This window comes from Komagataeibacter europaeus LMG 18890, from assembly GCF_000285295.1.
Lineage (GTDB): Bacteria > Pseudomonadota > Alphaproteobacteria > Acetobacterales > Acetobacteraceae > Komagataeibacter > Komagataeibacter europaeus.
In genome coordinates this window covers 22,884-46,552 of sequence record NZ_CADP01000015.1, presented here as the reverse complement: position 1 = coordinate 46,552, position 23,669 = coordinate 22,884, and the positions used below count along the sequence as shown (strand labels likewise).

27 protein-coding genes are annotated in these 23,669 nt (G+C 65.8%); 7 read left to right on the top strand and 20 right to left on the bottom strand.

The features are described 5' to 3' along the window. Positions 1-115: 115 nt before the first annotated feature. Together metC and GEU01_RS07350 are read right to left on the bottom strand one after the other, a co-directional pair. Positions 116-1,375 (bottom strand): cystathionine beta-lyase, encoded by a 1,260-nt coding sequence (metC, locus tag GEU01_RS07355; RefSeq protein ID WP_026018573.1) that lies wholly within the window; start codon positions 1,373-1,375, stop codon positions 116-118. A gap of 11 nt (positions 1,376-1,386) precedes the next feature. Next, on the bottom strand, positions 1,387-2,235 hold the full coding sequence (locus GEU01_RS07350; RefSeq protein WP_019085562.1) for a sulfurtransferase: 849 nt from the start codon (positions 2,233-2,235) through the stop codon (positions 1,387-1,389). A gap of 118 nt (positions 2,236-2,353) precedes the next feature. Between GEU01_RS07350 and GEU01_RS07345 the strand changes: the two genes are divergently transcribed. Together GEU01_RS07345 and GEU01_RS07340 are read left to right on the top strand one after the other, a co-directional pair. After that, positions 2,354-3,430: an AI-2E family transporter gene (locus tag GEU01_RS07345; RefSeq protein WP_019085561.1), complete on the top strand. Its 1,077-nt coding sequence runs from the start codon at positions 2,354-2,356 to the stop codon at positions 3,428-3,430. Further along, the gene (locus GEU01_RS07340; RefSeq protein ID WP_019085560.1) at positions 3,427-4,119 is read left to right on the top strand and encodes an endonuclease/exonuclease/phosphatase family protein; all 693 of its coding nucleotides are present in this window, start codon (positions 3,427-3,429) and stop codon (positions 4,117-4,119) included. The genes GEU01_RS07345 and GEU01_RS07340 overlap by 4 nt, the downstream gene beginning before the upstream one ends. 9 nt (positions 4,120-4,128) lie before the next feature. Here GEU01_RS07340 and GEU01_RS07335 read toward each other — a convergent pair whose 3' ends face one another. From GEU01_RS07335 to GEU01_RS07325, 3 genes are all read right to left on the bottom strand, one after another. Continuing rightward, a complete protein-coding gene (locus GEU01_RS07335; RefSeq protein ID WP_232272446.1) occupies positions 4,129-4,530 on the bottom strand; it encodes a cytochrome c3 family protein in 402 nt (133 codons plus the stop codon). After that, a complete protein-coding gene (locus GEU01_RS07330) occupies positions 4,518-5,153 on the bottom strand; it encodes a ferric reductase-like transmembrane domain-containing protein (RefSeq protein ID WP_232272445.1) in 636 nt (211 codons plus the stop codon). The genes GEU01_RS07335 and GEU01_RS07330 overlap by 13 nt, the downstream gene beginning before the upstream one ends. A 272-nt stretch (positions 5,154-5,425) precedes the next feature. Next, positions 5,426-6,844 (bottom strand): phospholipase D-like domain-containing protein, encoded by a 1,419-nt coding sequence (locus tag GEU01_RS07325; RefSeq protein ID WP_019085558.1) that lies wholly within the window; start codon positions 6,842-6,844, stop codon positions 5,426-5,428. A gap of 122 nt (positions 6,845-6,966) precedes the next feature. On the opposite strand from GEU01_RS07325, the gene GEU01_RS07320 reads away from it, so the two are divergent. Further along, a complete protein-coding gene (locus GEU01_RS07320; RefSeq protein ID WP_232272444.1) occupies positions 6,967-7,365 on the top strand; it encodes a YraN family protein in 399 nt (132 codons plus the stop codon). Positions 7,366-7,380: 15 nt separating this feature from the next. Here the strand turns inward: GEU01_RS07320 and GEU01_RS07315 are convergent, their stop codons facing one another. The 10 genes from GEU01_RS07315 to purB form a co-directional block, all read right to left on the bottom strand. After that, on the bottom strand, positions 7,381-7,722 hold the full coding sequence (locus GEU01_RS07315; protein WP_010507969.1) for a hypothetical protein: 342 nt from the start codon (positions 7,720-7,722) through the stop codon (positions 7,381-7,383). A 142-nt stretch (positions 7,723-7,864) separates the two neighbouring features. Continuing rightward, positions 7,865-8,200: a Grx4 family monothiol glutaredoxin gene (gene grxD / locus GEU01_RS07310; RefSeq protein WP_010507968.1), complete on the bottom strand. Its 336-nt coding sequence runs from the start codon at positions 8,198-8,200 to the stop codon at positions 7,865-7,867. Positions 8,201-8,237: 37 nt separating this feature from the next. Beyond that, complete coding sequence (locus tag GEU01_RS07305) at positions 8,238-8,471, bottom strand: BolA family protein (protein WP_010507967.1); 234 nt, start codon at positions 8,469-8,471, stop codon at positions 8,238-8,240. A 19-nt stretch (positions 8,472-8,490) separates the two neighbouring features. Continuing rightward, entirely contained in the window at positions 8,491-10,701 is a 2,211-nt protein-coding gene (purL, locus tag GEU01_RS07300; RefSeq protein ID WP_019085555.1) for a phosphoribosylformylglycinamidine synthase subunit PurL, read from the bottom strand. Beyond that, positions 10,698-11,402, bottom strand: coding sequence for a phosphoribosylformylglycinamidine synthase subunit PurQ (purQ, locus tag GEU01_RS07295; RefSeq protein ID WP_019085554.1), 705 nt, complete (start codon positions 11,400-11,402; stop codon positions 10,698-10,700). The genes purL and purQ overlap by 4 nt, the downstream gene beginning before the upstream one ends. Continuing rightward, positions 11,399-11,782, bottom strand: coding sequence for a Rap1a/Tai family immunity protein (locus GEU01_RS07290; protein ID WP_019085553.1), 384 nt, complete (start codon positions 11,780-11,782; stop codon positions 11,399-11,401). The genes purQ and GEU01_RS07290 overlap by 4 nt, the downstream gene beginning before the upstream one ends. Then, a complete protein-coding gene (purS, locus tag GEU01_RS07285) occupies positions 11,779-12,021 on the bottom strand; it encodes a phosphoribosylformylglycinamidine synthase subunit PurS (protein WP_010507962.1) in 243 nt (80 codons plus the stop codon). The genes GEU01_RS07290 and purS overlap by 4 nt, the downstream gene beginning before the upstream one ends. Next, positions 12,018-12,779, bottom strand: coding sequence for a phosphoribosylaminoimidazolesuccinocarboxamide synthase (gene purC / locus GEU01_RS07280; RefSeq protein WP_019085552.1), 762 nt, complete (start codon positions 12,777-12,779; stop codon positions 12,018-12,020). Before purC ends, purS begins: the two co-directional genes overlap by 4 nt. Before the next feature lie 95 nt (positions 12,780-12,874). Further along, positions 12,875-13,618 (bottom strand): NRDE family protein, encoded by a 744-nt coding sequence (locus GEU01_RS07270; RefSeq protein ID WP_019085551.1) that lies wholly within the window; start codon positions 13,616-13,618, stop codon positions 12,875-12,877. 51 nt (positions 13,619-13,669) lie between these two features. Then, positions 13,670-15,022 carry an adenylosuccinate lyase gene (purB, locus tag GEU01_RS07265; protein ID WP_019085550.1) on the bottom strand — a complete coding sequence of 451 codons (1,353 nt, stop codon included), beginning with the start codon at positions 15,020-15,022 and terminating at the stop codon, positions 13,670-13,672. A 226-nt stretch (positions 15,023-15,248) separates the two neighbouring features. Here purB and GEU01_RS07255 point away from each other — a divergent pair, with 226 nt between their 5' ends. Genes GEU01_RS07255 through GEU01_RS07240 form a run of 4 tightly spaced genes read left to right on the top strand, consistent with a single transcriptional unit; the run spans position 15,249 to position 18,826 of the window. Beyond that, the gene (locus GEU01_RS07255) at positions 15,249-15,854 is read left to right on the top strand and encodes a YjbE family putative metal transport protein (RefSeq protein ID WP_010507956.1); all 606 of its coding nucleotides are present in this window, start codon (positions 15,249-15,251) and stop codon (positions 15,852-15,854) included. Further along, entirely contained in the window at positions 15,854-17,827 is a 1,974-nt protein-coding gene (locus GEU01_RS27280; protein ID WP_019085549.1) for a lytic transglycosylase domain-containing protein, read from the top strand. The genes GEU01_RS07255 and GEU01_RS27280 overlap by 1 nt, the downstream gene beginning before the upstream one ends. Continuing rightward, complete coding sequence (locus GEU01_RS07245; RefSeq protein ID WP_010507954.1) at positions 17,827-18,291, top strand: phosphatidylglycerophosphatase A family protein; 465 nt, start codon at positions 17,827-17,829, stop codon at positions 18,289-18,291. Before GEU01_RS27280 ends, GEU01_RS07245 begins: the two co-directional genes overlap by 1 nt. Before the next feature lie 31 nt (positions 18,292-18,322). Next, a complete protein-coding gene (locus GEU01_RS07240) occupies positions 18,323-18,826 on the top strand; it encodes a CinA family protein (protein ID WP_019085548.1) in 504 nt (167 codons plus the stop codon). A gap of 107 nt (positions 18,827-18,933) precedes the next feature. Here GEU01_RS07240 and GEU01_RS07235 read toward each other — a convergent pair whose 3' ends face one another. The 5 genes from GEU01_RS07235 to GEU01_RS07215 all read right to left on the bottom strand — a co-directional run bounded on the left by GEU01_RS07235 (position 18,934) and on the right by GEU01_RS07215 (position 23,661). Then, the gene (locus GEU01_RS07235; RefSeq protein WP_232272443.1) at positions 18,934-19,224 is read right to left on the bottom strand and encodes a hypothetical protein; all 291 of its coding nucleotides are present in this window, start codon (positions 19,222-19,224) and stop codon (positions 18,934-18,936) included. Between the two features lie 41 nt (positions 19,225-19,265). Continuing rightward, positions 19,266-19,754: a type II toxin-antitoxin system RatA family toxin gene (locus GEU01_RS07230; protein ID WP_019085546.1), complete on the bottom strand. Its 489-nt coding sequence runs from the start codon at positions 19,752-19,754 to the stop codon at positions 19,266-19,268. After that, positions 19,754-20,746 (bottom strand): lipoyl synthase, encoded by a 993-nt coding sequence (lipA, locus tag GEU01_RS07225; protein ID WP_026018572.1) that lies wholly within the window; start codon positions 20,744-20,746, stop codon positions 19,754-19,756. The genes GEU01_RS07230 and lipA overlap by 1 nt, the downstream gene beginning before the upstream one ends. A gap of 236 nt (positions 20,747-20,982) precedes the next feature. Further along, entirely contained in the window at positions 20,983-22,392 is a 1,410-nt protein-coding gene (gene lpdA, locus GEU01_RS07220; protein WP_019085544.1) for a dihydrolipoyl dehydrogenase, read from the bottom strand. Between the two features lie 12 nt (positions 22,393-22,404). Beyond that, a complete protein-coding gene (locus GEU01_RS07215; RefSeq protein WP_026018571.1) occupies positions 22,405-23,661 on the bottom strand; it encodes a pyruvate dehydrogenase complex dihydrolipoamide acetyltransferase in 1,257 nt (418 codons plus the stop codon). Positions 23,662-23,669 lie beyond the last annotated feature (8 nt).

Genomic DNA, 23,669 nt, shown 5'->3' with positions numbered 1-23,669 from the left:
CCCCGGCCATGGAGCCACCATTCCCTGCGCCACCCGCCCGGCCGGCATGGCCGGACGGGGGCATCGTGTATGGGGCAAGTGTCCCATCCCTGCCCCGTCGCAACCTTGATCTACGTCAGTCCGTCCCCCGCCCTGCGCGGGCGGCAGACATGCCATCCAGACCACGCGCCAGACCGTCCACCAGCAACCCGCCCGCTTCCAGCCCGACATGCAGCCTGCACGCCGGTCCCGCGCCCGTAACCGACAGGCACGAACGCGAGATCCCGCCCGTGGTGGGCAGCACAAGGCTTTCATACCCGCCCCATGACGCGCCAATGCCGAAATGCTGCAGCCCGTCGATCATGGCGGTCATGTCCGCGGTCGTGAAGCCCGCGTCAAACACCACGCCGAACAGGGAGGACGCGCCACTGAAATCCCGCGCCCAGTATTCATGCCCCGGGCATGACGGCAGGGCGGGATGCAGCACGCGATGCACCTCGGGCCGGGACTGCAGCCACAACGCCACCCCCAGCGCGGTGGCCGCCTGGCGTTCCAGCCGCGCGCCCATGGTGCGCAGGCCGCGCAGCGTCAGCCAGCAGTCATCCGGTCCCGCCGTCTGCCCCGCCTGTATCGCGGTGTCGCGCAGGGGCCGCCAGTCGGCATCCGACGCCACCGTGACCGCGCCGATGATGGTGTCGGAATGGCCCGCGGCGTATTTGGTCAGCGCCTGAACCGAGACATGCGCCCCATGCGCGAACGGGTTGAACAGGCCGATGCCCCATGTGTTGTCCACCACCAGCCGCGCGCCAGCCCGGGCGGCAAGGCGGCCGAGCATGGGAATATCCTGCACCTCGAACGAATGGCTGCCGGGACTTTCGGCAAAGACCAGGCGGGTATCGGGCCGCACCAGCGCCTGAAGCTCGGTCTCGGTCGCCATGGGCGGGAAATAGGTAACGTCCACGCCAAAACGCCGCAGCACCCTGTCGGCAAAGCGCCGGGTGGGACCATAGACGGAATCGGACAGCAGGCAGTGATCGCCCGCCTGCAGGTAGGCCAGCAGCGGCAGCGTGCAGGCCGCCAGCCCCGATGGCACGACCTGCGCGTGGGTGCCGCCCTCGATTTCGGCGATGACCGCTTCCAGCCTGTGCTGGATGGGGGATCCCATGGCGCCGTAGATCAGTTCCGGCCCATAGCGGCCATGACCGGCGCGGTCCATGGCCTCCAGACTGGAGAACAGCACGGTGGAACCCCGCTCGGCGGCGGGATTGACGAATACGCCCCTGTCGCCCTCCGGCCGGTCGCGCCCCATCTGGACAAGCCGCGTGGACATGTCGCGCCAGCCGCGCACGACGCGTTCAAGCAGGTCAGGCGGCACCAGCGCCATGGGATCGGTCATGTCGGCCGCCCTTACGCGCCGCACACGATGGGCGAATCAGGCGTGGACGCCCATTCCGCCCATGACCCGTCATAGACCGCGGGTTCCCCCGCGCCGCCCCCGATGCTGACCAGCGCCAGAGCGATCATGCACGCGGTCATGCCGCTGCCGCACGAACACGTCACGGGCGTGCTGTCGGTCACGCCAAGGCTGGCGAACTTTTCCTTCAGCGTATCAACGGGCAGGAAGCGGCCATTGTCATCCAGCAGTTCGGTATAGGGCAGGCTGCGCGCGCCGGGCATGTGGCCGGATTCGATCCCGGCGCGGGGTTCGGGGTCGCGGCCCTCGAACCGGCCCCGGCTGCGGGCGTCAAGGATCAGCCCCGGCAGGCGGCCATGCACGATGTCCAGCACGTCGCCCGTGCCGTGCAGCCGGCCGTAGCGCGGGCGGCTGACAAAGGGCGCGGGGGCGGCAAGGTCCGGCCCGGTTTCAAGCGCCAGCCCCGCGCTTTTCCATGCGGGCAGCCCGCCTTCGAGCACCTGCACCCGTTCATGACCGAACAGGCGCGTCAGCCACCATGCGCGCGCGGCGCAGGCCATGCCGTCCTGGTCATAGAACACGATGCGTTTCGTGTTCGCCATGCCGCGTTCGGTCGCAAGACGGGCGAAGCGGGCCTGACCGGGAATGGTATGCGGCAGGGGGGAATCCGGATCGGAAAACGTGTCGATGTCAAACCGCACGGCACCGGCGACATGGGCATTGGCGAAACGCTGCTGCGGGTCGAAGGCCTGTCCCGGCAACGCCATGGAGGCATCGAGCACAAGGATGTCGCCATGCTGGATGGCCTGTGCCAGGTCTGTGGCTGAGATCAGCGGATGCATACCTTCTCCCGGTGTTTAGGAATTGCGTGTCGCATAATAAGGTGCAGCATACGCCACGGGAACGAAAGTCCTGAACATTTGTCTTTCGTTTAATGGCAGGAGGGGATACGCCACCGCTATGGTCGAACGTATCATGATGGGACTGATGCTGGGGGGGATCGCATTCGGCTGCGTCCTGATCCTGTATCCGTTCATGACCGCCCTGCTGTGGGCTGCGATCCTGACCTTTTCCACATGGCCGGTGTTCATGCGGCTGCGGCGGCACATGTCGCTGCTGCCCGCGGCCCTGATCATGACGGTGCTGTGCGCGCTGGTGCTGGTGGTGCCGCTGGCCGCCGTGGTGTCCAGCAGCATTGCCGATGTCCCGGCGACACTGCAGTACGTGGTGGACGCGGTGGGCACGCTGCACCTGCCGCCGCTGCCCGCGCGCATTGCGCATATTCCGCATTTCGGCCCTGAAATTGTTGAAAAATGGCAGAAATGGTCGGTTGACATCGGCAGCATAGACCAGATCGTGCGCCCCTATGCCGGGCGCATCGGGCAATCGATCCTGACCGCCATGATGCAATTGGCCAGCGGGCTGGCGCATCTGGCCATGGCGCTGTTCATTTCCTTCTTCTTCTGGCTGGGCGGCGATGCGCTGGGCGATACCTTCGTCGCCGTGGTGCGGCGGATCGCGGGGGTGTATGCCGACCGGATCCTGCGCATCGTGGGCCGGACCATACGCGTCACGGTGTACGGCATCCTTGGCACCGCCATCATCCAGGGCATCCTGACCAGTATCGGCTTCGCCATCGCGGGCATTTCCAGCCCCGTGCTGCTGGGCGCGGTGACCGCCTTTGTCGCGGTGCTGCCCATCGGCGCGCCGCTGATCTGGATTCCCGCCGCCGTGTTCCTGCTGCTGACCCACCATCCTGGCTGGGGCATCTTCCTGCTGCTGTACGGCACGATCATCGTATCGGGGGCGGACCACGTCATCCGGCCCATGTTCATCGCGCGCGGGGCGCAGATGCCCTACCTGCTGACCGTGCTGGGCGTGCTGGGGGGGGTGCTGACCTTCGGGGGGCTGGGCATTTTCCTTGGTCCCGTCCTGATTGGCGTGGGCTATACCCTGACTGCCGAATTCGCTGCCGGCGATCCCCGGTCCAGAGATCCCGTCCCTGACGAAATACGCGAGCCGTTTATCGAACCATGACCCTAGCGCGCCCCTACCTTCGCCTGCCCTCAATCCAGCCCCGGCACGGCACGCCACCGCAGATGGACCTGACCCCGCGCGAGGGCGAGGCGATCAAGATCGTCAGCTGGAACCTGCTGCGCCGCATCGGGGCGACGGTACGTGACGTGATCGACCTGATCCGCGTCGAACGGCCCGACCTTATGCTGATGCAGGAAGCAACGGTGGAAATCGATGCCCTGCCCACGCTGATCGGCGGGCATTACGCGCGTTCCCCCCTGCCCGGCCGCATACACGGCCTGGCATGCTGGAGCCCGTGGCCCTACCGCCGCCAGCCGCTGACCTGCACCCTGCCCGCCGGCACGCTGATCCGCCGCGTGGCCCAGATCGTGGATTGCGGGACGGTGACGGTGGCCAATGTCCACCTGTCGCACGGGCAGTTGCTCAACCGCAGGCAGTTGCGCCGCGTCGTGCAGATCCTGCCGCACCAGGCCGCCATACTGGGGGATTTCAACCAGGTCGGTCCCGCCCTGATCCGGCATTTCCATGACGTGGGGCCACGCGAACCCACGCACCGCATGGCCGATATGCTGCCCATCCGGCTGGACCGCTGCCTTGTGCGCGGCCTGACCTGTATCGAACGCCATGTGATCGAGAATTACGCATCCGACCACCGCCCCATTTCCGTCCTGCTCAGGCCCATGCGCTGAACCTGCGCGTCAGAACAGCCGCCCATGCGCCGGGATGTCGGGTCTGCGGGCATGGCAGTCGCGGCATTCATGCACCGGCCCCGCCTGCCGGCCCTGCTGCTGCAGGTTCAGGTGGCAGCCTTCGCACAGTTCATGGAACTGGTCGCGCATGATGGGGGCCAGTTGCGGCGTTTCCCTGTGGCAGGCGATGCAGGTGCGGTGTGTCGCCGGTGTCACCACCGGTTTGAGGAAATCATGGTGGCAGGTGACACAGTTATAGCCCCCATGCGCGCGGTGGTGGAACACAAGGGGAATGTCCTGCCCTGTCGCGACCGTCATCCGGTGCCCGGCCACAAGCAGGGCGAACAGGGCCACAAGCCCGATTGCCGTCAGGACAGGCGCCATCGCGCGCCGCAGGCCTAATGCCGCCATAACACGAACACCACCGTTTCGGACGCGGCCACGCACAGCATGACGCCAACCAGCCCGCGGGCCAGATACGCCGTGTGCAGCCGCCGCCTGCGCCCGTCGCGACGGGTGGGCACGCGCGCCAGCAGCCAGCGTTCCCCCACCGGCAGCATGCAGGCGACCATGGCGATCCCGACACACAGCCAGACCTGCCACCACAGGGCCACATGCACCCGTGTCGCCACGACATGGAAAACCGAGGCCCCGAGTACCGCCATCGCCAGCATCGCGTGCGAGCGGCGAAACATGGCCGCCGTCGCGTAAAGCCCACGGCGCACGCGCTGCAACGCAAGGCACGGCGTCACCACCGCCAGCAGGGCCGCCGCCGCGCCGAACTGCATGCCGGGCGCGCCCGATGGCCACAGGTCATACAACGTCTGCGGATCCACCCACATGACCACCCCGGCATGCAGCGCCACCAGCCCGACGAACAGCCACGCCAGCCAGCGGTGCAGGGTCAGGAAGAACCGGCCGTCAAAAAAGGGTTCGGGCAGCGGGCGCCCGGTCAGGGCAAACAGCGTGAGCAGGAAAAACAGCGCCGAAAACCCGCACAGCATGCTGACCTCCCACGCAGTGGACAGGTGCATGATGCCGCATGGCCAGAAACACAGCAGGAAAACGCTATAGGCCGCGCATAATGGCAGGATCAGGAACATGCGACACGCGATATATGTGGCATGGCCATAAGGGACTGCTTCAGAGAAAGCCGTTGATGGAAGGTGGCAAAGGTTTTGGGTGAAGCTTTTTTCAACAAGCTTCGGAATACGCCGTCCTTTTGAAAAAAGGCGGCACCCGGAAACTTTTATTGCTCATATGCAATGGTAGGCATGCCCGCCCGACCCTGTCAATTCACCCCGCCCTACAGGTAAGGCAGGAACAGCCGCGCCGCCGCGTCCCGCATCTTGAGCGGGAAGGAACGGCGGTCAAGGTCATGGTGCGTCAGGCGCACATGGCGGTGGGTGGCGATGAAATCATCAATCATGGCCGCCAGCGTCCCGTCATACGCTTCCAGGTTGATTTCAAAGTTCAGCCGCAGGCTGCGCACGTCCAGGTTGGAACTGCCGACGAATGACCAGTGCCGGTCCACCACCATCAGCTTGGAATGGTTGAACGGCGGCCGCGCCAGCCAGATCCGGCACCCCGAATCAAGGAATCGCGGCAGGTTGGCCGACCGCGCCCAGTCCAGCACGGTATGGTTGCTGTGCCACGGCACGACGATATCCACCTCGATCCCGCGCATGGACGCAAGTGCAAGTGCGGTCAGGAACCGGTCATCGGGCAGGAAATACGGCGTCATGATCCGGATGCTGCGCCGCGCCAGGGTGAAAGCCTGCAGCATGGTGTATTCGATCTTTTCCAGATCCATGTCCGGGCCCGCGGTCACGACGCGGCTCAGGCTGGGGCCGTGGCTGTCCTGACGCGGGAAATAGATGTCCGCCGTCAGTTCCTCGCCCCGGGTAAAGGCCCAGTCGCGGGCGAAGGCCTCGCTCAACTGGTGGACGACCGGGCCCTTCAGTTCAAAATGCGTGTCCGATACCGGGTGGCGGGGATGGTATGCGGCAATGTTTTCCACGCCAATGTTCAGCCCGCCCATGAATCCGGTCAGCCCGTCCACCACCAGTATCTTCTTGTGGTCGCGCATGTTGATGAACGGCATGCGCCACGGCAGCATGGAATGCATGAACCGCCCCACCGGCACCCCCGCGTCATGCAGGATGCGCCCCACGCCACAGTTGAAATATCCCGATCCCACGCCATCAACCAGCACGCGCACCTGCGCGCCCCGCCTGTGGGCCGCGACCAGCGCGTCACAGAACTGCCGCCCGATCCGGTCGTCACGGAAGATGTACGAACACATCAGCACGCTGTGCCGCGCGCCGTTTATGGCGTCCAGCATGCGGGGATAGACGGTGTCCCCATCATGCATGGGCATGATCGCGTTACCACCCAGCAGCGGGCGGCCGGTCAGCTTGCCCACCATGGAGGCCAGCGGCGCGAAGGCCCCGGATTCGTCACGCCGCCATTGCGACGACATGGTGCGGCTGCGCCACGGGTGCTGTCCCGCCATGCGCCGCGCGCGCCGGTGCACGCGGTTGATGCCGAACATCAGGTACAGCGCCCCACCCGTCAGTGGCATGAGCACGGTCACGCCAATCCAGCCGATGGACGCCCCGACATCGCGCTTGGTCAGCAGCACATGCACCACCACCGCCGCGATGATGGACACGCGCGCCAGCAGCAGGCAAAGATCCCATATGGTCAGGAAATGAAGAAGCATGTCGCACATCCTGTCGCGGCCCGCGGCGTTTTCCCCATGGCCGACAAAGCCCGGTCGTGCTGCCTGCTATATCCTACCAGCCGGGTTTTACACACCCATGCCAGCCGCAGGAAAAACAAAGCATGACAATGCGTAATGCTGCCCCCGCTCCCCTCCACCGCCAGCGGCGCGGCAGGCGGGCCTGCGCTGATGGCATGGCGGCGGAACGGCTGGCGATCGCGGATATTCAGGCCCGTGGCGGACAGGTGCTGCTGCACCGCGCCCGCACGCGATGGGGAGAAGTGGATATCGTGGCGCTGCAGGCGGGCTGCCTGATCTTTGCCGAAGTCAAGGCACGCCCGTCCCTGCTGGCGGCGGGCGAAGCCATCCGCCCGGCGCAGGTGGCGCGTATCATGAACGCCGCGCGATTTCTATGCGCGGCCAACCCGCACTGGGTTTACGACAGCATGCGCTTCGATCTGTGCGCGGTGTTGCCGGGCAATGTCGTGGAATGGATACCGGACGCCTTCAGGCAGTATTGAGGCCGCTGCCCGGGATCAGGTGCGGTGGCGGGCCGCCGTGGGGTGGATGTGGTGGGCCACCGTGCCATGCGGGTGATAGACGATGGCATGGACCATGGTACGGCGCGTATGGGCCGCCGAACTGTGGTTCGCCGCCATCACGACCGGGGCGCCATGGCCACCATGGCCACCCGCGCGACGGGCATAGGCCACATGCCGGACCGGCGGCGGGGCCGCCGTCAGCGCGCCCAGTGTCAGCCGGTCGGCTTCCATGTCCGTCACGGCGTGGGTACGGGCGTGGGCGGGGGTTATGATGCTGCCAACAAGACCTGCGCCAAGCAGTAACATTGTAGCAAAACGCAAGTCGCTGTAGCGCATCAGGCCCCCTTGTTTTTCAAACCTGCACGAAGCTAGGCGAAAGCATGGGCGCGACGCAAGGGATGTTGTCCACAAAACGGGAAACGGGCGGAACATTTCTGTCCCGCCCGTCCCGATCCACCACGTTATGGTGCGCAGGCACTCAGGCCGCGGCGGTGGCGATGCCCTTTTCCGCCAGCAGCTTTTCCAGCTCGCCGGTCTGGTACATTTCCGTCACGATATCGCAGCCACCAACGAATTCGCCCTTGATGTAAAGCTGCGGCACCGTCGGCCAGTTGGAGAAATCCTTGATGCCCTGCCGCAGTTCGGGATCAGCCAGCACGTTCTCGGTCTTGAACGGCACGCCAAGGTGCTTGAGCACCTGCACCACGCGCGCGGAGAAGCCGCACTGCGGGAAGTTGGCGTCGCCCTTCATGTACAGCATGACGGGGTTGGCGTCGATCTGCGCCTGGATGCGCTGTGCGATTGTTTCAGCCATTGTTTTCGTTTCCTGCGTTGGGGGTAAGAATCCGTGATCAGTCCGGGGTCTGCGTCTGCAGGGCCAGGGCGTGCAGCTTGCCGCCCATGTGCCCCTGCAACGCGTTATAGACCAGCTGGTGCTGCCGCACGCGTGGCAGGCCGCGAAAGGCCTCGCTCACGACACGGCAGGCGTAGTGGTCCCCGTCGCCCGCCAGATCATCGATCTGGATCTTCGCATCAGGCAGGGCTTCGCGGATATAGGTTTCGATTTCCTGTGCCGTCATTGCCATCTGGCTTAAAACTCCTGCCCTATCGGTCCATCAGTCGCGGAAAGAATTCGGAATGTACCGCGAGCAGACGTGCCTTGGATATTGTGGACCCGCTGGGCAATGTCAAACCCTCGCCCCCCGAACGGCCCAGCCTGCGGCATGGCACACCCGCCTTTGCCGCAAGGGTGGCCAGCGCCTGCCCGTCGCGCACGGCGACGACGTAACGCGACTGGTCCTCGCCAAACCAGAAGGCTTCGGGCCGCATGCCCGACTGCGGCGCATCCAGGACGCAGCCCGCCTGCCCCGCCATGACCATCTCGGTCACCGCCACCAGCACGCCGCCATCGGCCACGTCGTGACAGGCGATGATGGTGCGGTCCTGAATCAGGCCACGCACGAAATCGCCATTGCGCCGTTCGGCGGCCAGGTCCAGTTCCGGCGGTTCCCCGTCCTGCGCGCCAAGGATCTCACGCAGCCAGATCGACTGGCCAAGCTGGCCCTTCGTCTCACCCAGCAGCATGACATCACAGCCATCGGGCATTTCCAGCCCGACCGCCGTGCGCACGTCCTCCAGCACGCCCAGCCCGCCAATGGCGGGGGTCGGCAGGATGGACTGTGACGTGCCATCGGGCGCGCGGGTTTCGTTGTACAGCGAGACATTGCCACTGACGACCGGGAAGTCCAGCGCGCGGCAGGCTTCCCCCATGCCCGCGATGGCATCGACGAACTGGCCCATCACCTCCGGCTTTTCAGGCGAGCCGAAGTTGAGGTTGTCGGTCACCGCCAGCGGGCGCGCGCCGGTCGCGGTAATGTTGCGCCATGCCTCGGCCACGGCCTGCGCGCCACCCAGCTTCGCATTGGCGCGGCAGTAGCGCGGCGTGCAGTCGGTGGTCAGGGCCAGCCCGATCTGCGTGTCCTCGACCTTGATGATCGCGGCGTCGGCCGCGCCGGGACGGCGCACCGTCTGGCCGCCCACCGTGCTGTCGTACTGGTTGTAGACCCACGCGCGCGATGCAAGGTCGGGACAGCCGATCAGCCGGATCAGCGCCTGTTCCACGCCCACGGGATCGATGATCCGCTCCATCGGCTGCGGCTTCAGCGCAGGCGCGGTCGGGCGGTGATAGACCGGGGCCTGATCCGCCAGCGGGGCCAGCGGAATGTCGGCCTCGACCTCGCCCTTGTGGCGGATCACGATGTTGCCGGTATCGGTCAGGTGGCCGATGACGGCGAAATCCAGTTCCCATTTGTCAAAAATGGCGCGGGCCTGTTCCGTGCGGTCGGGACGCAGCACGATCAGCATGCGTTCCTGGCTTTCGGACAGCATCATTTCATAGGCCGTCATGCCGCGTTCGCGCTGCGGCACGTTATCAAGGTCAAGGTCGATGCCGACCCCGCCCTTGCCCGCCATTTCAACAGCGGACGAGGTCAGGCCGGCAGCCCCCATGTCCTGAATGGCCACGATGGCGTCGGTCGCCATCAGTTCCAGACAGGCCTCGATCAGCAGCTTTTCGACAAACGGGTCGCCCACCTGCACGGTCGGGCGCTTGGCCAGCGCGTCCTCGTCAAACTCGGACGACGACATGGTGGCCCCGTGAATGCCGTCACGCCCGGTCTTGGACCCGACATAGATCACCGGGTTGCCCACACCGGCGGCGGCCGACAGGAAGATGCGGTCCTGCCGCGCGACACCCACCGTCATGGCGTTGACCAGCGGGTTGCCATCATATGCGGGGTGGAAGTTGATCTCGCCCCCCACGGTGGGCACGCCCACGCAGTTGCCGTAGCCGCCCACGCCGCGCACCACGCCATCCACGATGCGGCGGGTCTGCGGGTTGTCGGGGTCGCCAAAACGCAGGGCGTTGAGGTTGGCGACGGGACGCGCACCCATGGTGAACACATCGCGCAGGATGCCGCCCACACCCGTCGCGGCCCCCTGGTAGGGTTCGATGAAGGAGGGGTGGTTATGGCTTTCCATCTTGAAGATGGCCGCCAGCCCGTGGCAGATATCGACCACGCCCGCGTTTTCACCGGGGCCGTGGATGACCCACGGGGCCGTCGTCGGCAGGGTTTTCAGGAACGCGCGCGACGATTTGTACGAGCAGTGTTCGGACCACATGACCGAGAAAATGCCCAGTTCCGTGAACGTGGGCGTGCGGCCCATGATCGACAGGACATTGCCGTATTCTTCCGCCGTCAGGCCGAATTCGCGCGCCAGTGCCGCATCAACGGGGCGCGGTGACTTTGCACTCATCCGACCAGTGCCTCCACAAGTCCCGTAAACAGGGGTTTTCCGTCCTCGCCCCCCATCAGCGGATCAACCAGATCCTCCGGGTGGGGCATCATGCCGCAGATCCGCAGGTTTTCACTGAACACGCCGGCAATGGCGTTCATGGAACCATTGGGGTTCAGCTGCGGGTCGCCTTCATCCACGCGGCCATCTCCGGCCACGTAACGGAAGGCCACGCGGTCCGTGTCCTCCAGCATGCGGATGGTGTCGGCGCTGGCGATGTAATTGCCATCACCATGCGCCATGGGGGTGCGGAACACATCGCCCTTCGCCCAGTGGCGGGTGAACGGCGTGTCGTTGCGCTCGACGCGCAGGAAACAGTCCTGCGACAGGAAGCGCAGCGCCGCGTTGCGCAGCAGCGCGCCGGGCAGCAACTGCGCTTCGGTCAGGATCTGGAACCCGTTGCACACGCCCAGGATATGCCCGCCCCTGGCCGCGAATTCACGGATTGCCACCATGATCGGGGCATGCGCCGCCATCGCGCCACAGCGCAGGTAATCGCCATAGCTGAAGCCACCGGGCAGCACCACAAGGTCAGTGCCCGCGGGCAGCGCCGCCTCCCGGTGCCACACCATGGCCGGCGCCTGGCCGGTCACGCCGCGCAGGGCGATGGCCATGTCACGTTCGCGGTTGGTGCCGGGGAAAACTACAATCGCCGCCTTCATTTGCCGCCGCCGCAGGGATAGGATTCATGAAGCGCGGTAAACACGGCCTCCCCCGCCGGGCGGGACAGCGTGTCACGGTGGTCCTTCATCCAGCTTACGACCTTGGTGCGCATGTCCGCCGTGGGGGTTGCGGGGGTTATGCAGAAGGCCGAAACGTCCTTGGCGTCCTTTTCGGCATTACGCTCGAACAGGTGGTCAAGGGCCCCGGAATCGGCAACGCCGGAAATATAGGCGTCACAGATGCCGGTACCGGCGGGCTTGGTGCACAGCGATCCAAGCTGCTCGCCCGTCAGGCGCGACAGGCGCTGGGCGGACGCATGGGAAGCGGGCAGGCCAACGGCCATGACGCAGCCAAGGGCAAGAAGGCTGGCGATCTTCATCCAGCGACCTCCGTCGTGAAATCCTCGATCACAAGGTTGGCCAGCAGCGCGCGCGCCATGGCGTCGGCCTGCGCGCGGGCGCGTTCGCGATCGGTTTCGTCAATATCCAGTTCGATCACGCGCCCGATGCGGACTTCGCCCACATTCTTGAAATCCAGCACGTGCAGGGCGTGTTCCACCGCCTTGCCCTGCGGGTCGAGCACGCCTTCCTTCAGCATGACGGTCACGCGCACCTTCATTGCATTACCTCCGGTCCCTTCATGTCGGAATTCGTGGCCTCGGGCAGGATACCCAGGCGCATCGCGACTTCCTGATATGCTTCCTCAACCTTGCCCATGTCCTTGCGGAAACGGTCCTTGTCCAGCTTCTCGCTGGTCTTGGCGTCCCACAGGCGGCAGTTATCGGGCGAGATTTCATCCGCCAGCACGATACGCATGTTGTCGCCTTCGAACAGGCGGCCGAATTCCAGCTTGAAATCGACAAGGATGATGCCGATGCCCATGAACAGGCCGCACAGGAAGTCGTTGATGCGCATGCTCAGCGACACGATGTCTTCCATGTCATGCGGGCAGGCCCAGCCGAACGCGGTGATGTGCTCCTCGCTCACCATCGGGTCGTTCAGGGCGTCATTCTTGTAATAGAATTCGATGATCGGGCGCGGCAGGCGCGTGCCTTCCTGAATGCCCAGCCGCTTGGACAGCGAACCCGCCGCGACGTTGCGCACCACGACTTCCAGCGGAATGATCTCGACTTCGCGGATCAGCTGTTCGCGCATGTTCAGGCGGCGGATGAAATGGGTGGGAATCCCGATATCGTGCAGCCGCAGCATGAGGTGTTCGCTGATACGGTTGTTCAGCACCCCCTTGCCGGTGATGACGCCCTTTTTCGCGCCGTTGCCGGCGCTGGCGTCATCCTTGAAATACTGCACGAGGGTGCCCGGTTCGGGCCCCTCGAAAAGGATCTTGGCTTTTCCTTCGTAAAGCTGGCGGCGGCCCATACTCGTCCTTCACATAACGCTGCGGGATCCGTTGTCGGCATGATCCCTGATGATGCGCATGGCATAGCAGCGATCCGGCCCGGAAGATACCATATTTACCCTGCCCGCGCGCCCGGGGCCGACAGGTTGACGGGCTGGTAGCCCACGCGGTCCGGGGCGCCGGCGGCGAAAAACCATGAATGCCGCCCGTCGCGCGCCACCCCGATGGCCGATGAACTGCAGGTGCCAAAGCCCGAACGCGGCGGGATGTTCAGTTCGCTGCCCGCAGGCAGCGAACGGTCGGCCAGCAGCGTGGTCCACGCCGTCCACTGCGGCGGCACCGGGCGCCGGGCCGCGCGGAAACGCGGCAGGTGGCGGGCGATGCGCGGCATGGCCATGTCATCGGGGTCGGTGGTGGCGACCATGTGCACGCCCGGCGCCAGCGGTTCGACCTGTGGTCGGCCATAGCCGGGACCACGGATGAAGAAGGCGCTGTCCCCATCGGCCACGATCATGTTGAACGACCGCCACGCGCCCGCGTCGATCGTGGCGATATGCGCCACGGCGTCGCGCGCGGTGGGAAAGCGCCCGGCCAGCAGCGGCAGCGCCCCGCGTGAATTCTTGCCCGGCATCGGGCCAAGGCTGCCCACGCGGTTCATGATGCCCGCCACGACACCCGCGTCATTCAGCGTCAGCCACGACCCGCCCGCGACCTGGTCCTGCCCGCCCACGACATCGGGCTGGTCCACCCAGTGCCGCCCCGGCGGCAGCCAGGGCCGGTCAAGGCGTTCATCACGGTTGGCCGCCATCAGCAGCGGCCATTCCTGGGCCTGGTCGTGGGAAATGACGACTGTGCACACGCCTTGATATCCTGCTGTTGTTTGCGTCAGGCCACGGTGTGGTCCGTGTGGTCAGGCCCGCGCGGGGCCCGGCTCACCAAACACGCGGCTGTAGGTATGGTCGATCTGGCGCAGGTGGGCATTGCTGTCCATGGCCGCGTCCAGCACTTCGGGCGGCACCCGGCCCGCGACCTCGGGGTCGGCGTCCAGGTTTTCGCGGAAGGTCTTCGCATCCTTGCGGCCCAGCCTGGTCCATGTCTCCATGGCGTTGCGCTGGACGATCCGGTACGCGTCCTCGCGCAGGATGCCCGCGCGCGCCAGCGCCAGCAGCACCTCGCCCGAATGCACCACGCCGCCGAGGCTGTCGATATTGGCCTGCATCTGGTCAGGATAGACCACCAGCTTTTCCATCATCCCCGCAAGCCGCATGAGCGCGAAGTCCAGCCCGATCGTGCCATCGGGGCAGATGTTGCGCTCGACCGAGGAATGGCTGATGTCACGTTCATGCCACAGCGCCACGTTTTCCAGCGCCGGGATGACGTGCGAGCGCACGAGGCGGGCCAGGCCCGTCAGGTTTTCCGACAGCACCGGGTTGCGCTTGTGCGGCATGGCGGACGAACCCTTCTGCCCCTTGTGGAAGAACTCCTCCGCCTCGCGCACTTCCGAACGCTGCAGGTGGCGCACTTCGGTGGCCAGGCGCTCGATCCCGCTGGCGATCACGGCCAGCGCGCAGAAATACGCGGCATGCCGGTCGCGCGGGATGACCTGCGTGGACACGCCTTCGGGCTTCAGGCCCAGCTTCGCGGCCACGTATTCCTCAACGCGCGGGTCGATATGGGCATAGGTGCCCACCGCGCCGGAAATGGCGCAGACGGCGATTTCGTCGCGCGCGCGCAGCAGGCGTTCACGGTTGCGGGCGAATTCGGCGTAATGCCCTGCGATCTTCAGGCCGAATGATGTCGGTTCGGCATGGATTGCGTGGCTGCGGCCGATGGTCAGGGTGTATTTGTGTTCGAACGCCCGGCGCTTCAGCGCCACCAGCACCGCGTCAAGGTCGGCCAGCAGCAGGTCGGTGGCCTGCACCATCTGCACCGACAGGCAGGTGTCCAGCACGTCGGACGATGTCATGCCCAGATGCACGAAGCGGCTGTCCGGCCCCACCTTTTCCGCCAGCCACGTCAGGAACGCGATCACGTCGTGGCGGGTTTCGGCCTCGATTTCATCAATGCGGTCCAGATCGGCCTGTGAAAAGGCGGCCATGGCGGCGTCGCCCTTCGTGCGGATGGTCTTTGCGGCCTCGGCCGGGATCGCGCCATATTCCGCCATGGCTTCACAGGCCAAGGCCTCGATCTCGAACCAGATGCGGTAACGGTTCTCGGGCGACCAGATGGCGGCCATGACGGGACGGGTATAGCGCGGTACCATGTTCTCGGGCTTCCTTGCAGCAAACGGACAATACAGGATCAGGCGGCCTTCCTAGCCAATTCTGCCGCGTGCGTCTCCCTTATATTCACCTGTGATTCATAACGTGGCATATATCACGCGCCGGAACGGGTGTGTTTGCATGATGCGGGCGGCAAACGGCATAAAGCGATTGTGAAACCCCGCGCCATCCCCGCCATGGCCCATTGTCCCAGGAACGTATCTGCCCATGTCCGCCATTTTTTCCGCCTCCTCCCTTTACGCACTGGCGCAGGTTGTCCTGATTGACGTGACGCTGGCGGGGGACAACGCCATCGTGGTGGGCATGGCGGTGCGCAACCTGCCGCACGCCTCGCGCCGAATCGCCATCCTGTGCGGTGTGCTGGGGGCGGCGGTGATCCGGATCTGCCTGGCGCTGGTGGCGGTCAGGCTGCTGGCCATCATCGGGCTGACGCTGGCGGGCGGGCTTCTGCTGCTGTGGGTGTGCTGGCGCATGTACCGCGAAATGCGCGGCGACGCCCATGCCGAAGGCGATACCCCCGCACCTGCGTCCCTGCGCAACGCCATCATCCGCATCATCGTGGCCGACCTGTCCATGAGCCTTGATAACGTTCTGGCCGTGGCTGGCGCCGCGGGCGAGCACATGGGCGTGCTGGTGGCGGGGCTGGTCATATCGGTGGTGCTGATGGCGGTGGCGGCATCGCTGATCGCGCGCCTGCTGGAACGTTATCGCTGGATTTCGTGGGTCGGGCTGCTGGTGGTGCTGGCGGTGGCGATCGAACTGATCGTCAAGGGCGGGGGCGAGATCTGGACCCATGTGGGAGGGGCCGCGTAATGCCGCGCCGGGCTGGTCCCGTCGCAGCCCGGGGCCTTGCCGCGGGGCTGGCGCTGCTGCTGGCCGCGTCCCCGCTGCATGCGGCCCCTGCCCCCGCCGCGCCGCAGGGCAACTGGCCCACGCCGGGACAGGCCGCGACCGGCAATGCCGATGATGATCCCGTCGCGGCGAAGCTGCTGGTCTACCTGCGCCTGCTGTCGGGCAGCGGCACGGCGGAGGAATATGCGACGTTCGTGGACGAAAACCCGTCATGGCCGCAGCGCGCGCTGCTGCTGGCGCGTTTCCAGCAGAAACTGGCGGCCGAACCCGATGACGCGGTGGCAGGCGCGTTGTGCGACCGCCAGCAGTTGACGGACGTGCATGCGCTGGTGCGCTGCGCGCGTGCAACGCCCCGCCCCGCAGCACTGGACAGCTGGGCGCGGGTGGCATGGGTCAACCGCGCGGATACGCAGCCCGATGCGCAGGCCATGCTGTCCGCCTTCGGCCCCGTGCTGACGCCACAGGACCACTGGCTGCGATTCGACCGGCAGGAACGCGCGGGCCGGATCGATGCGGCGACACGGCAGGTTCCCATGCTGGACACCGGCCAGCAGCCCGTCGCGCGCGCGCGCCTGGCCTTCCGCCGCAATGACCCCGATGCCGAAAACACGCTGGCCACCCTTCCGCCCGAACAGCAGGCCGATGGCGCGCTGGTGCTGGACCGCCTGCGCTGGCTGCACCATGCGCAGCGGCTGGATGAGGCACTGTCCCTGTGGCATGCGCGCGGGGTGGAAACCGAAAAGCAGCAGACCCCGGCGGTCGCCGCGGTTTTCTGGCGCGAACGCGACGCCATGGCGCGCGACCTGCTGCTGGCCCACCGCACGGATGACGCGCTGTTCATGGCCAATGACAGCGCCGATACCGGGTCGGCCACGCATTACGACGCCCTGTTCCTGACCGGGTGGATCCGGCTGGAATACCTGCATGACGCCGACCACGCGCTGGCGGACTTCACGCCCCTGGCGCAGGCGGTGCCCGTCATTACCCGCAGTCGCGGGCTGTACTGGGCCGGGCGCGCGCTGTGGGCGCAGGGACGGCATGGACCGGCAAAGGCGCAGTGGCAGCAGGCGGCGGCGCTGGCCAACACGTTTTACGGGCAGATGGCCATTGAACGGCTGGCGGGCGACAGCATGAACCAGCTGATCGTGCCCGATCAGGCGGGCCGCCAGATCCGCGGCTACCTGCTGCGCGAACGTGAACCCACGCCCGGCGTGGCCGATTCCGTGCATTTCGACACCAGCGACCTGGCCCGCGCGGCCGAGATACTGGTGGCGTGGGGCGATCGGCACCATGCCCGTGACTTCATCCTTGCCCTTGATGCGCAGGATACCGGCCCGATGAAGCACGTGCTGGCCGCGCGCATGGCCACCCGGCTGGGTATCCCCGATGCCGCCGTGATGGTGGCCCGCCTGGCGGGCAGGGACGGGCTGACGCTGGTGCATGAAGGCTGGCCGCGTGCCTATGACCCGCCGACATCCACCCTGCCCGCCGATGTGGAACTGGCGGTGGCGCGACAGGAAAGCGGCTTTGACGCGGGCGTGGTCAGCCCCGCCCACGCGGTGGGCCTGATGCAGCTGCTGGTTCCCACGGCGCGGGAAGTCGCGCGCAAGGCCGGGCTGAACGTGAATGTCAGCGCGGCCAGCCTGACCGACCCGCAATTGAACATGCGGCTGGGGGCGGCGTTCCTTGCGGATATCGCGCAGCGCATGGGCGGCGCCGTGCCGTACGTGGCCGCAGCCTACAACGCGGGGCCGAACCGCACGGATACCTGGCTTATGACACTGGGCAACCCCGCGCGTGACACGCCCCAGCCGGACGCCATGCTGGACTGGATCGAAAGCATCCCCTTCGGGGAGACACGCAACTACGTTGAACGGGTGGAGGAGAACATGGCCATTTACCAGGCAACCGATCCGGCGCTGGGCCACGGCTGATGGCGCGTCCCCTGTCCCACCTGATCGCAAGTTTTGGCGGCACGGGGTTCGCCCCGCGCGCGCCGGGCACGGTGGGGTCGCTGGCCGCCCTGATCGTGGGGGTGCCGCTGCTGGGCCACTGGATCTGGATGGCGCTGGCGGTGCTGGTGTGCACGGCGGTGGGCTACCGCGCGACGCAGCTTGCCTCCAACGGGGAGGATCACGGCTGGATCGTGATCGACGAGGTCGCGGGCATGTGGCTGGCCATGTTCCCGCTGGCCCCCCTGCGCCTGTCCGCCCTGCGGTGGGCGGACGTGCTGTGGCTGCTGCTGGCCTTCGCCCTGTTCCGCCTGTTTGACATTACCAAGCCCGGCCCGGTGGGCTGGTTCGACCGCAGGCATGACGCCATGGGCATCATGGGGGACGATATCGTGGCCGGAATCATGGCAGGCATCATCCTGACAGGCATCCGTTTCCTGGCGTGATGCGTTAGGGTGGGAAAGGAGACCATACCGGATGTTACCTGATACATTCCTTGCCCACATGCCCGACGCGCTGGCCCGCTTCCGTTCGGCGGGCTGCCGGATTGTCACGGCGGAAAGCTGCACCGGCGGCCTGCTGGCGGCCGCCCTGACCGAAGCCGCCGGATCGTCTGACGTGGTGTGCGGCGGATTTGTCACCTATTCCAACAGCATGAAGGCCCATGCGCTGGGCGTGCCCGCGAAACTGCTGGAACAGTACGGCGCGGTCAGCCGCGAAGTCGCCGCCGCCATGGCGCAGGGCGCGCTGGCCCATGCGCCCGACGCCAACCTGTCCGTCGCCATTACCGGCATTGCCGGTCCCGGCGGGGCATCAGCGGGCAAGCCGGTGGGCCTGGTCTGGTTTGCCGTGGCCACCAGCGGCACGGTGGATACGGTGTCCCATCTTTTCGCGGGGGAACGGTGGGATGTACGCACGCAGGCCGTGCGCACGGCGCTGGCCCTGCTGCTGGACCATGCGGGGCGCCTATCGGCGGAATAGGCCGTCATGAAAGTTCCTGGTGAAGCTTTTTTCAAAATGCTTCGAAGAACGCCGCCTTTTCGAAAAAAGGCGACGTCCGGAAACTTTTATTGTTTTCAAACAGTTTATTAATATCCGGCGACCGTGCTGCCCGTTTCAGGCACGCGGATGGCCGGTGCGGTCTGGCCCGTGCCCTCGGCCTGGACCGGGTGGCCGGGGGCCGCCACGGGCGCGGGCGATGCGGTCTTGAGCGAGGCACGGGCCTTCTGCAGGCTCTGGTCATTCAGGTCGGCGGTTTCCGCGTCGCTGGCGGCAACGGATTCCCTGCCCGCGTGGTGCGACGGCACGGGTGCTGCGGACGCAGGCTGCGCCATGCACAGCAGCACGCCCCCTGCCATGGCGGTCATAATGGTTTTCATGATTGGGTATTTCCCTGTCCGGTTTTACGTAAGGGGGGCCGTCAGGCGTTCCCGGCCTTGGCCGGGCCAACGGGTTGCTGCGGTGCGGCGACGGCGGGCGGCGGGCCATAGATGTCACGCGCCCGGCGGATGAAGGCCGAGACCATAAGCCGCACCGCTTCGTTGAACACCACGCCGATCGCCGCCTGCAACAGGCGGGAGCGGAATTCGAAATCCACGAAAAAATCGACCAGGCAGCCACGCGGTTCCGGGGTGAAAGTCCACACGTTGTTCAGGTAACGGAACGGTCCCTTTTCATAACTGACGCGAATGGTGTCGGGCGCTTCCAGCAGGACGCGACTGGTGAACGTCTCCAGGAAGGGACCGAAGCCAATGGTCAGGTCGGCCACCAGTTCATCCGCCGTGCGGGTACGCACGCGCGCACTGGTGCACCACGGCAGGAACTGGGGGTATTTCCCGACGTCGGCCACCAGATCAAAAAGCTGGCTGGGGGTATAGGCGATAAGCCGACGTTCGGCATGGGTGGGCATCACTTCATCTCCGTTGCGCCACGTTCTGTCCGCAGGCGTTGTTCACGTGCGGCGCGCAATTCCGCAAAATCAGAATCCGCATGGTACGACGACCGTGTCAGTGGCGAGGAACTGACCTGCAGGAACCCCTTCACGCGGGCCATGCCCGCATAATCGTCGAATTCCCCGGGCGTGACAAACCGTGCCACCGCAGCATGCTTCACTGTTGGTTGGAGATATTGCCCCAGTGTGATGAAATCAACGTCCGCAATCCGCAGATCATCCATGACCTGAAGTATTTCGGGCCGTTCTTCGCCCAGTCCCAGCATCAGTCCCGATTTCGTGAAGATGGACGGGTCCAGCCGCTTCACGTCATCGAGCAGGCGCATCGACTGGTAATACCGCGCACCGGGCCGGATGGAGGGATACAGCCGGGGCACGGTTTCCAGGTTGTGGTTGAATACGTCAGGCCGCGCCGCCACCACGACCTCCAGGCTGCCGGGCTTGCGCAGGAAGTCCGGGGTCAGGATTTCGATGGTGGTGTCGGGGGCGGCGGCGCGTATGGCCGCGATCACGCGCGCGAAGTGATGCGCGCCACCATCGGGCAGGTCGTCGCGGTCCACCGATGTTATGACAACATGCCGCAGGCCCAGCTTCGCCACCGCGTCGGCCACGCGCTGCGGTTCGTCCGCATCCAGCGCATGCGGCAGGCCCGTGGTGACATTGCAGAACGCGCAGGCGCGGGTGCAGATTTCCCCCATGATCATCATGGTGGCGTGGCGCTGGGACCAGCATTCGCCAATATTGGGGCAGGCCGCTTCCTCGCACACCGTGACCAGCCTGTTGTCGCGCATGAGCTTGCGCGTCTCGTGATAGGTCGGGTGGTTGGGCGCGCGCACGCGTATCCACTCGGGCTTGCGCGCGATGGGGTTGTCGGGCCGGTGTGCCTTTTCCGGGTGCCGCTGCGCGGCCTCCCCTTTCTTCCGGTGATCGATCATCAAACGCACGGACATGACGCAAAAATTCCCGTAAACAGGCAGATAACCAGAAGTGTAACGCCTGCCCCACCACGTCAAGCGTTCTTGCCGCCTTCGTCCCGGCAGGGGATCACAACCGCACGATCAGCGCGCCCGTCCCCCCTGCCCGCCGGACAGTCAGAAGTTTCTGGTGAGGCTTTTTGCAGGAAGCCCCAGGGAACGCCGCCTTTTTGAAAAAAGGCGACATCCAAAAACTTTTCCTTGTTTATCAATCAGATATGCAATGCCCCGTCATAGGCCGCCAGCACCGCTTCGTGCATGGTTTCCGATATGGTGGGATGCGGGAAGATGGTTTCCTTCAGTTCCGCGTCCGTCAGTTCCCCGGTGCGGGCAATGACGTAACCCTGGATCATCTCGGTGACTTCGGCGCCGACCATGTGGGCGCCCAGCAATTCGCCGGTGGCGTCGTCGAATATGGTCTTGACCATGCCCTCCGGCTCCCCCATCGCGATCGCCTTGCCATTGCCGATGAACGGGAAACGCCCGATACGCAGCTTGTGGCCCGCCGCCTTCGCCTTTTCTTCCGTCATGCCGACGGACGCAACCTGCGGGCGGCAATAGGTGCAGCCGGGAATGTTCAGCGGGTTGATCGGGTGGACGGTGCGGCCCGCGATCTGTTCGGCCACCATCACGCCTTCATGGCTGGCCTTGTGCGCAAGCCACGGGGCGCCGACGATGTCGCCAATGGCGTACACCCCTTTTTCCCCCGTGCGGCAATAGGGATCGACCTTGATATGGGTGCGGTCCACTTCGATCGCGGTGCCTTCCAGGCCGATATTCTCGACATTGCCGACAATGCCGACCGCCGAGATCACGCGCTCCACCATGACCTGCTGCACCTTGCCATCCACGGTCACGTCGATGGTGACGGCGTTGTCGCCCTTGCGGATCGCGCCCAGCTTCGCCCCGGTCAGGATCTTCATCCCCTGCTTTTCCAGCGCCTTGCGGGCAAAGGCGCTGATTTCCGCATCTTCAACCGGCAGGATGCGGTCGGCGACTTCCACAATCGTCACTTCCGCGCCCATGTTGCGATAGAAGGAGGCGAATTCGACCCCGATCGCGCCCGACCCGATCACCAGCAGGCTGCGCGGCAGTTCTTTCGGCACCATCGCCTCACGGTAGGACCAGACCAGCCTGCCATCGGGTTCCAGACCCGGCAGCACGCGCGCACGCGCGCCCGTGGCCACGACCACGTTGGGCGCGGTCAGGGTGGCGGTTTCCTTTCCATCCACGCTGACCGATACCTTGCGCTGCCCGCCCGTGGCGCCCGCCAGCCTGCCAAAGCCGTTGATGACCGTGACCTTGTGCTTTTTCAGCAGGTGGGCGACGCCGGCGGAAAGCTGTGCCGCGACATTGCGCGACCGCTTGATTACCCTGGCGAAGTCAAAACGCACATTGTCCGCCGCAAACCCGAATTCGCCAAGGTTGTGCAGCAGGTGGTTGATTTCGGACGCGCGCAGCAACGCCTTGGTCGGGATACAGCCCCAGTTGAGGCAGATGCCCCCAAGCTGTGCCGCCTCGACCACCGCGACCTTCAGCCCAAGCTGGCCCGCGCGGATGGCCGCGACATAACCGCCCGGCCCGCCACCGATGATAATGACATCAAATTGCGTGGTGCTCATCAAACCGTTTCCTCAGACCACAAGGCTCATGGGGTTTTCAACCACGTTGCGGAAGGCCGAGACCCATTCCGCCGCCAGTGCGCCGTCCACCACGCGGTGATCAACCGACAGGGTCACGGTCATGACGGTGGCGATGGTGATTTCATTCCCCTTCACCACCGGCCTGCGCTCACCCGCCGCAATGGCGAGGATACCGGCCTGTGGCGGGTTGAGGATGGCGGAAAACGCCTTCACCCCGTACATCCCCATGTTGGAAATGGAGAACGTGCCACCCTGGAATTCCTCCGGCTTCAGCTTGCCGGCGCGCGCGCGGGCCACAAGGTCGCGTGTTTCCAGACTGATCTGGCGCAGGCCCTTGGTGTCGGCATTGCGGACGATGGGCGTGATCAGGCCATCGGGGATGGAAACGGCGACGGAAATATCCACGTCGTCATAAACCAGCATCGCGTCATCGCTGTACGCCACGTTGACCCTGGGCACGCGGCGCAGCGTGATGGCGGCGGCCTTCACCAGCATGTCGTTGACGGAGATCTTGTACGCACCCGGCCCATCGCCGGGGGCGGCGGCATTAAGCTGGGTGCGCAGGGCCAGCAGCGCGTCAAGCTGCACATCCATTTCCACATAGAAATGCGGAACGGTGGTCTTGGCTTCCGTCAGCCTGCGCGCGATCACCTTGCGCATGGTGGAATGCGGCACGCTTTCATACCCGGCGGCTGCCACGGCCGGTGCGGCAGGGGCTGCGGGTTTCGGTGCCGGTGCCTGTGCCGGGGCCGCGGCCGCCTGTTCCACATCGCGGCGCACGATGCGCCCGTTGGGGCCGCTGCCCTTCAGCGTGGACAGGTCAATGCCCCTGCCCACCGCGATCCGGCGCGCCAGCGGGGACGCGAACACGCGCCTGCCCCTGCCCGCCGGGGGCGCAGCGGGCGCGGCCTGCGGTGCAGGGGTTGCGGTGGGTGCCGCCGCGGAAGCGGGCGTTGCCGCCGCCGGGGCCGCGGGGGCGGATACGGGCGCATCCGGCACGCTTTCGCCTTCGGCCACCAGTATGCCAATCGGCGTGTTGACGGCGATGCCTTCCGTCCCCTCGGGGATCAGGATGCGGCCCAGCACGCCTTCATCCACGGCCTCGACTTCCATCGTGGCCTTGTCGGTTTCGATTTCCGCGATCACGTCGCCCGCGGCAATCGCCTCGCCTTCCGCCTTGACCCAGCGGGCCAGCTTGCCTTCCTTCATGGTGGGCGACAGGGCGGGCATCAGGATGTTGATGGACATCGTGCGAT

Coding starts and splice junctions, on each gene's coding strand:
- metC (WP_026018573.1), bottom strand. CDS start 1,375: ATGACCGATCCCATGGCGCTGGTGCCGCCTGACCTGCTTGAACGCGTC.
- GEU01_RS07350 (WP_019085562.1), bottom strand. CDS start 2,235: ATGCATCCGCTGATCTCAGCCACAGACCTGGCACAGGCCATCCAGCAT.
- GEU01_RS07345 (WP_019085561.1), top strand. CDS start 2,354: ATGGTCGAACGTATCATGATGGGACTGATGCTGGGGGGGATCGCATTC.
- GEU01_RS07340 (WP_019085560.1), top strand. CDS start 3,427: ATGACCCTAGCGCGCCCCTACCTTCGCCTGCCCTCAATCCAGCCCCGG.
- GEU01_RS07335 (WP_232272446.1), bottom strand. CDS start 4,530: ATGGCGGCATTAGGCCTGCGGCGCGCGATGGCGCCTGTCCTGACGGCA.
- GEU01_RS07330 (WP_232272445.1), bottom strand. CDS start 5,153: ATGCACCTGTCCACTGCGTGGGAGGTCAGCATGCTGTGCGGGTTTTCG.
- GEU01_RS07325 (WP_019085558.1), bottom strand. CDS start 6,844: ATGCTTCTTCATTTCCTGACCATATGGGATCTTTGCCTGCTGCTGGCG.
- GEU01_RS07320 (WP_232272444.1), top strand. CDS start 6,967: ATGACAATGCGTAATGCTGCCCCCGCTCCCCTCCACCGCCAGCGGCGC.
- GEU01_RS07315 (WP_010507969.1), bottom strand. CDS start 7,722: ATGCGCTACAGCGACTTGCGTTTTGCTACAATGTTACTGCTTGGCGCA.
- grxD (WP_010507968.1), bottom strand. CDS start 8,200: ATGGCTGAAACAATCGCACAGCGCATCCAGGCGCAGATCGACGCCAAC.
- GEU01_RS07305 (WP_010507967.1), bottom strand. CDS start 8,471: ATGGCAATGACGGCACAGGAAATCGAAACCTATATCCGCGAAGCCCTG.
- purL (WP_019085555.1), bottom strand. CDS start 10,701: ATGAGTGCAAAGTCACCGCGCCCCGTTGATGCGGCACTGGCGCGCGAA.
- purQ (WP_019085554.1), bottom strand. CDS start 11,402: ATGAAGGCGGCGATTGTAGTTTTCCCCGGCACCAACCGCGAACGTGAC.
- GEU01_RS07290 (WP_019085553.1), bottom strand. CDS start 11,782: ATGAAGATCGCCAGCCTTCTTGCCCTTGGCTGCGTCATGGCCGTTGGC.
- purS (WP_010507962.1), bottom strand. CDS start 12,021: ATGAAGGTGCGCGTGACCGTCATGCTGAAGGAAGGCGTGCTCGACCCG.
- purC (WP_019085552.1), bottom strand. CDS start 12,779: ATGGGCCGCCGCCAGCTTTACGAAGGAAAAGCCAAGATCCTTTTCGAG.
- purB (WP_019085550.1), bottom strand. CDS start 15,022: ATGGTACCGCGCTATACCCGTCCCGTCATGGCCGCCATCTGGTCGCCC.
- GEU01_RS07255 (WP_010507956.1), top strand. CDS start 15,249: ATGTCCGCCATTTTTTCCGCCTCCTCCCTTTACGCACTGGCGCAGGTT.
- GEU01_RS27280 (WP_019085549.1), top strand. CDS start 15,854: ATGCCGCGCCGGGCTGGTCCCGTCGCAGCCCGGGGCCTTGCCGCGGGG.
- GEU01_RS07245 (WP_010507954.1), top strand. CDS start 17,827: ATGGCGCGTCCCCTGTCCCACCTGATCGCAAGTTTTGGCGGCACGGGG.
- GEU01_RS07240 (WP_019085548.1), top strand. CDS start 18,323: ATGTTACCTGATACATTCCTTGCCCACATGCCCGACGCGCTGGCCCGC.
- GEU01_RS07235 (WP_232272443.1), bottom strand. CDS start 19,224: ATGAAAACCATTATGACCGCCATGGCAGGGGGCGTGCTGCTGTGCATG.
- GEU01_RS07230 (WP_019085546.1), bottom strand. CDS start 19,754: ATGCCCACCCATGCCGAACGTCGGCTTATCGCCTATACCCCCAGCCAG.
- lipA (WP_026018572.1), bottom strand. CDS start 20,746: ATGTCCGTGCGTTTGATGATCGATCACCGGAAGAAAGGGGAGGCCGCG.
- lpdA (WP_019085544.1), bottom strand. CDS start 22,392: ATGAGCACCACGCAATTTGATGTCATTATCATCGGTGGCGGGCCGGGC.
- GEU01_RS07215 (WP_026018571.1), bottom strand. CDS start 23,661: ATGTCCATCAACATCCTGATGCCCGCCCTGTCGCCCACCATGAAGGAA.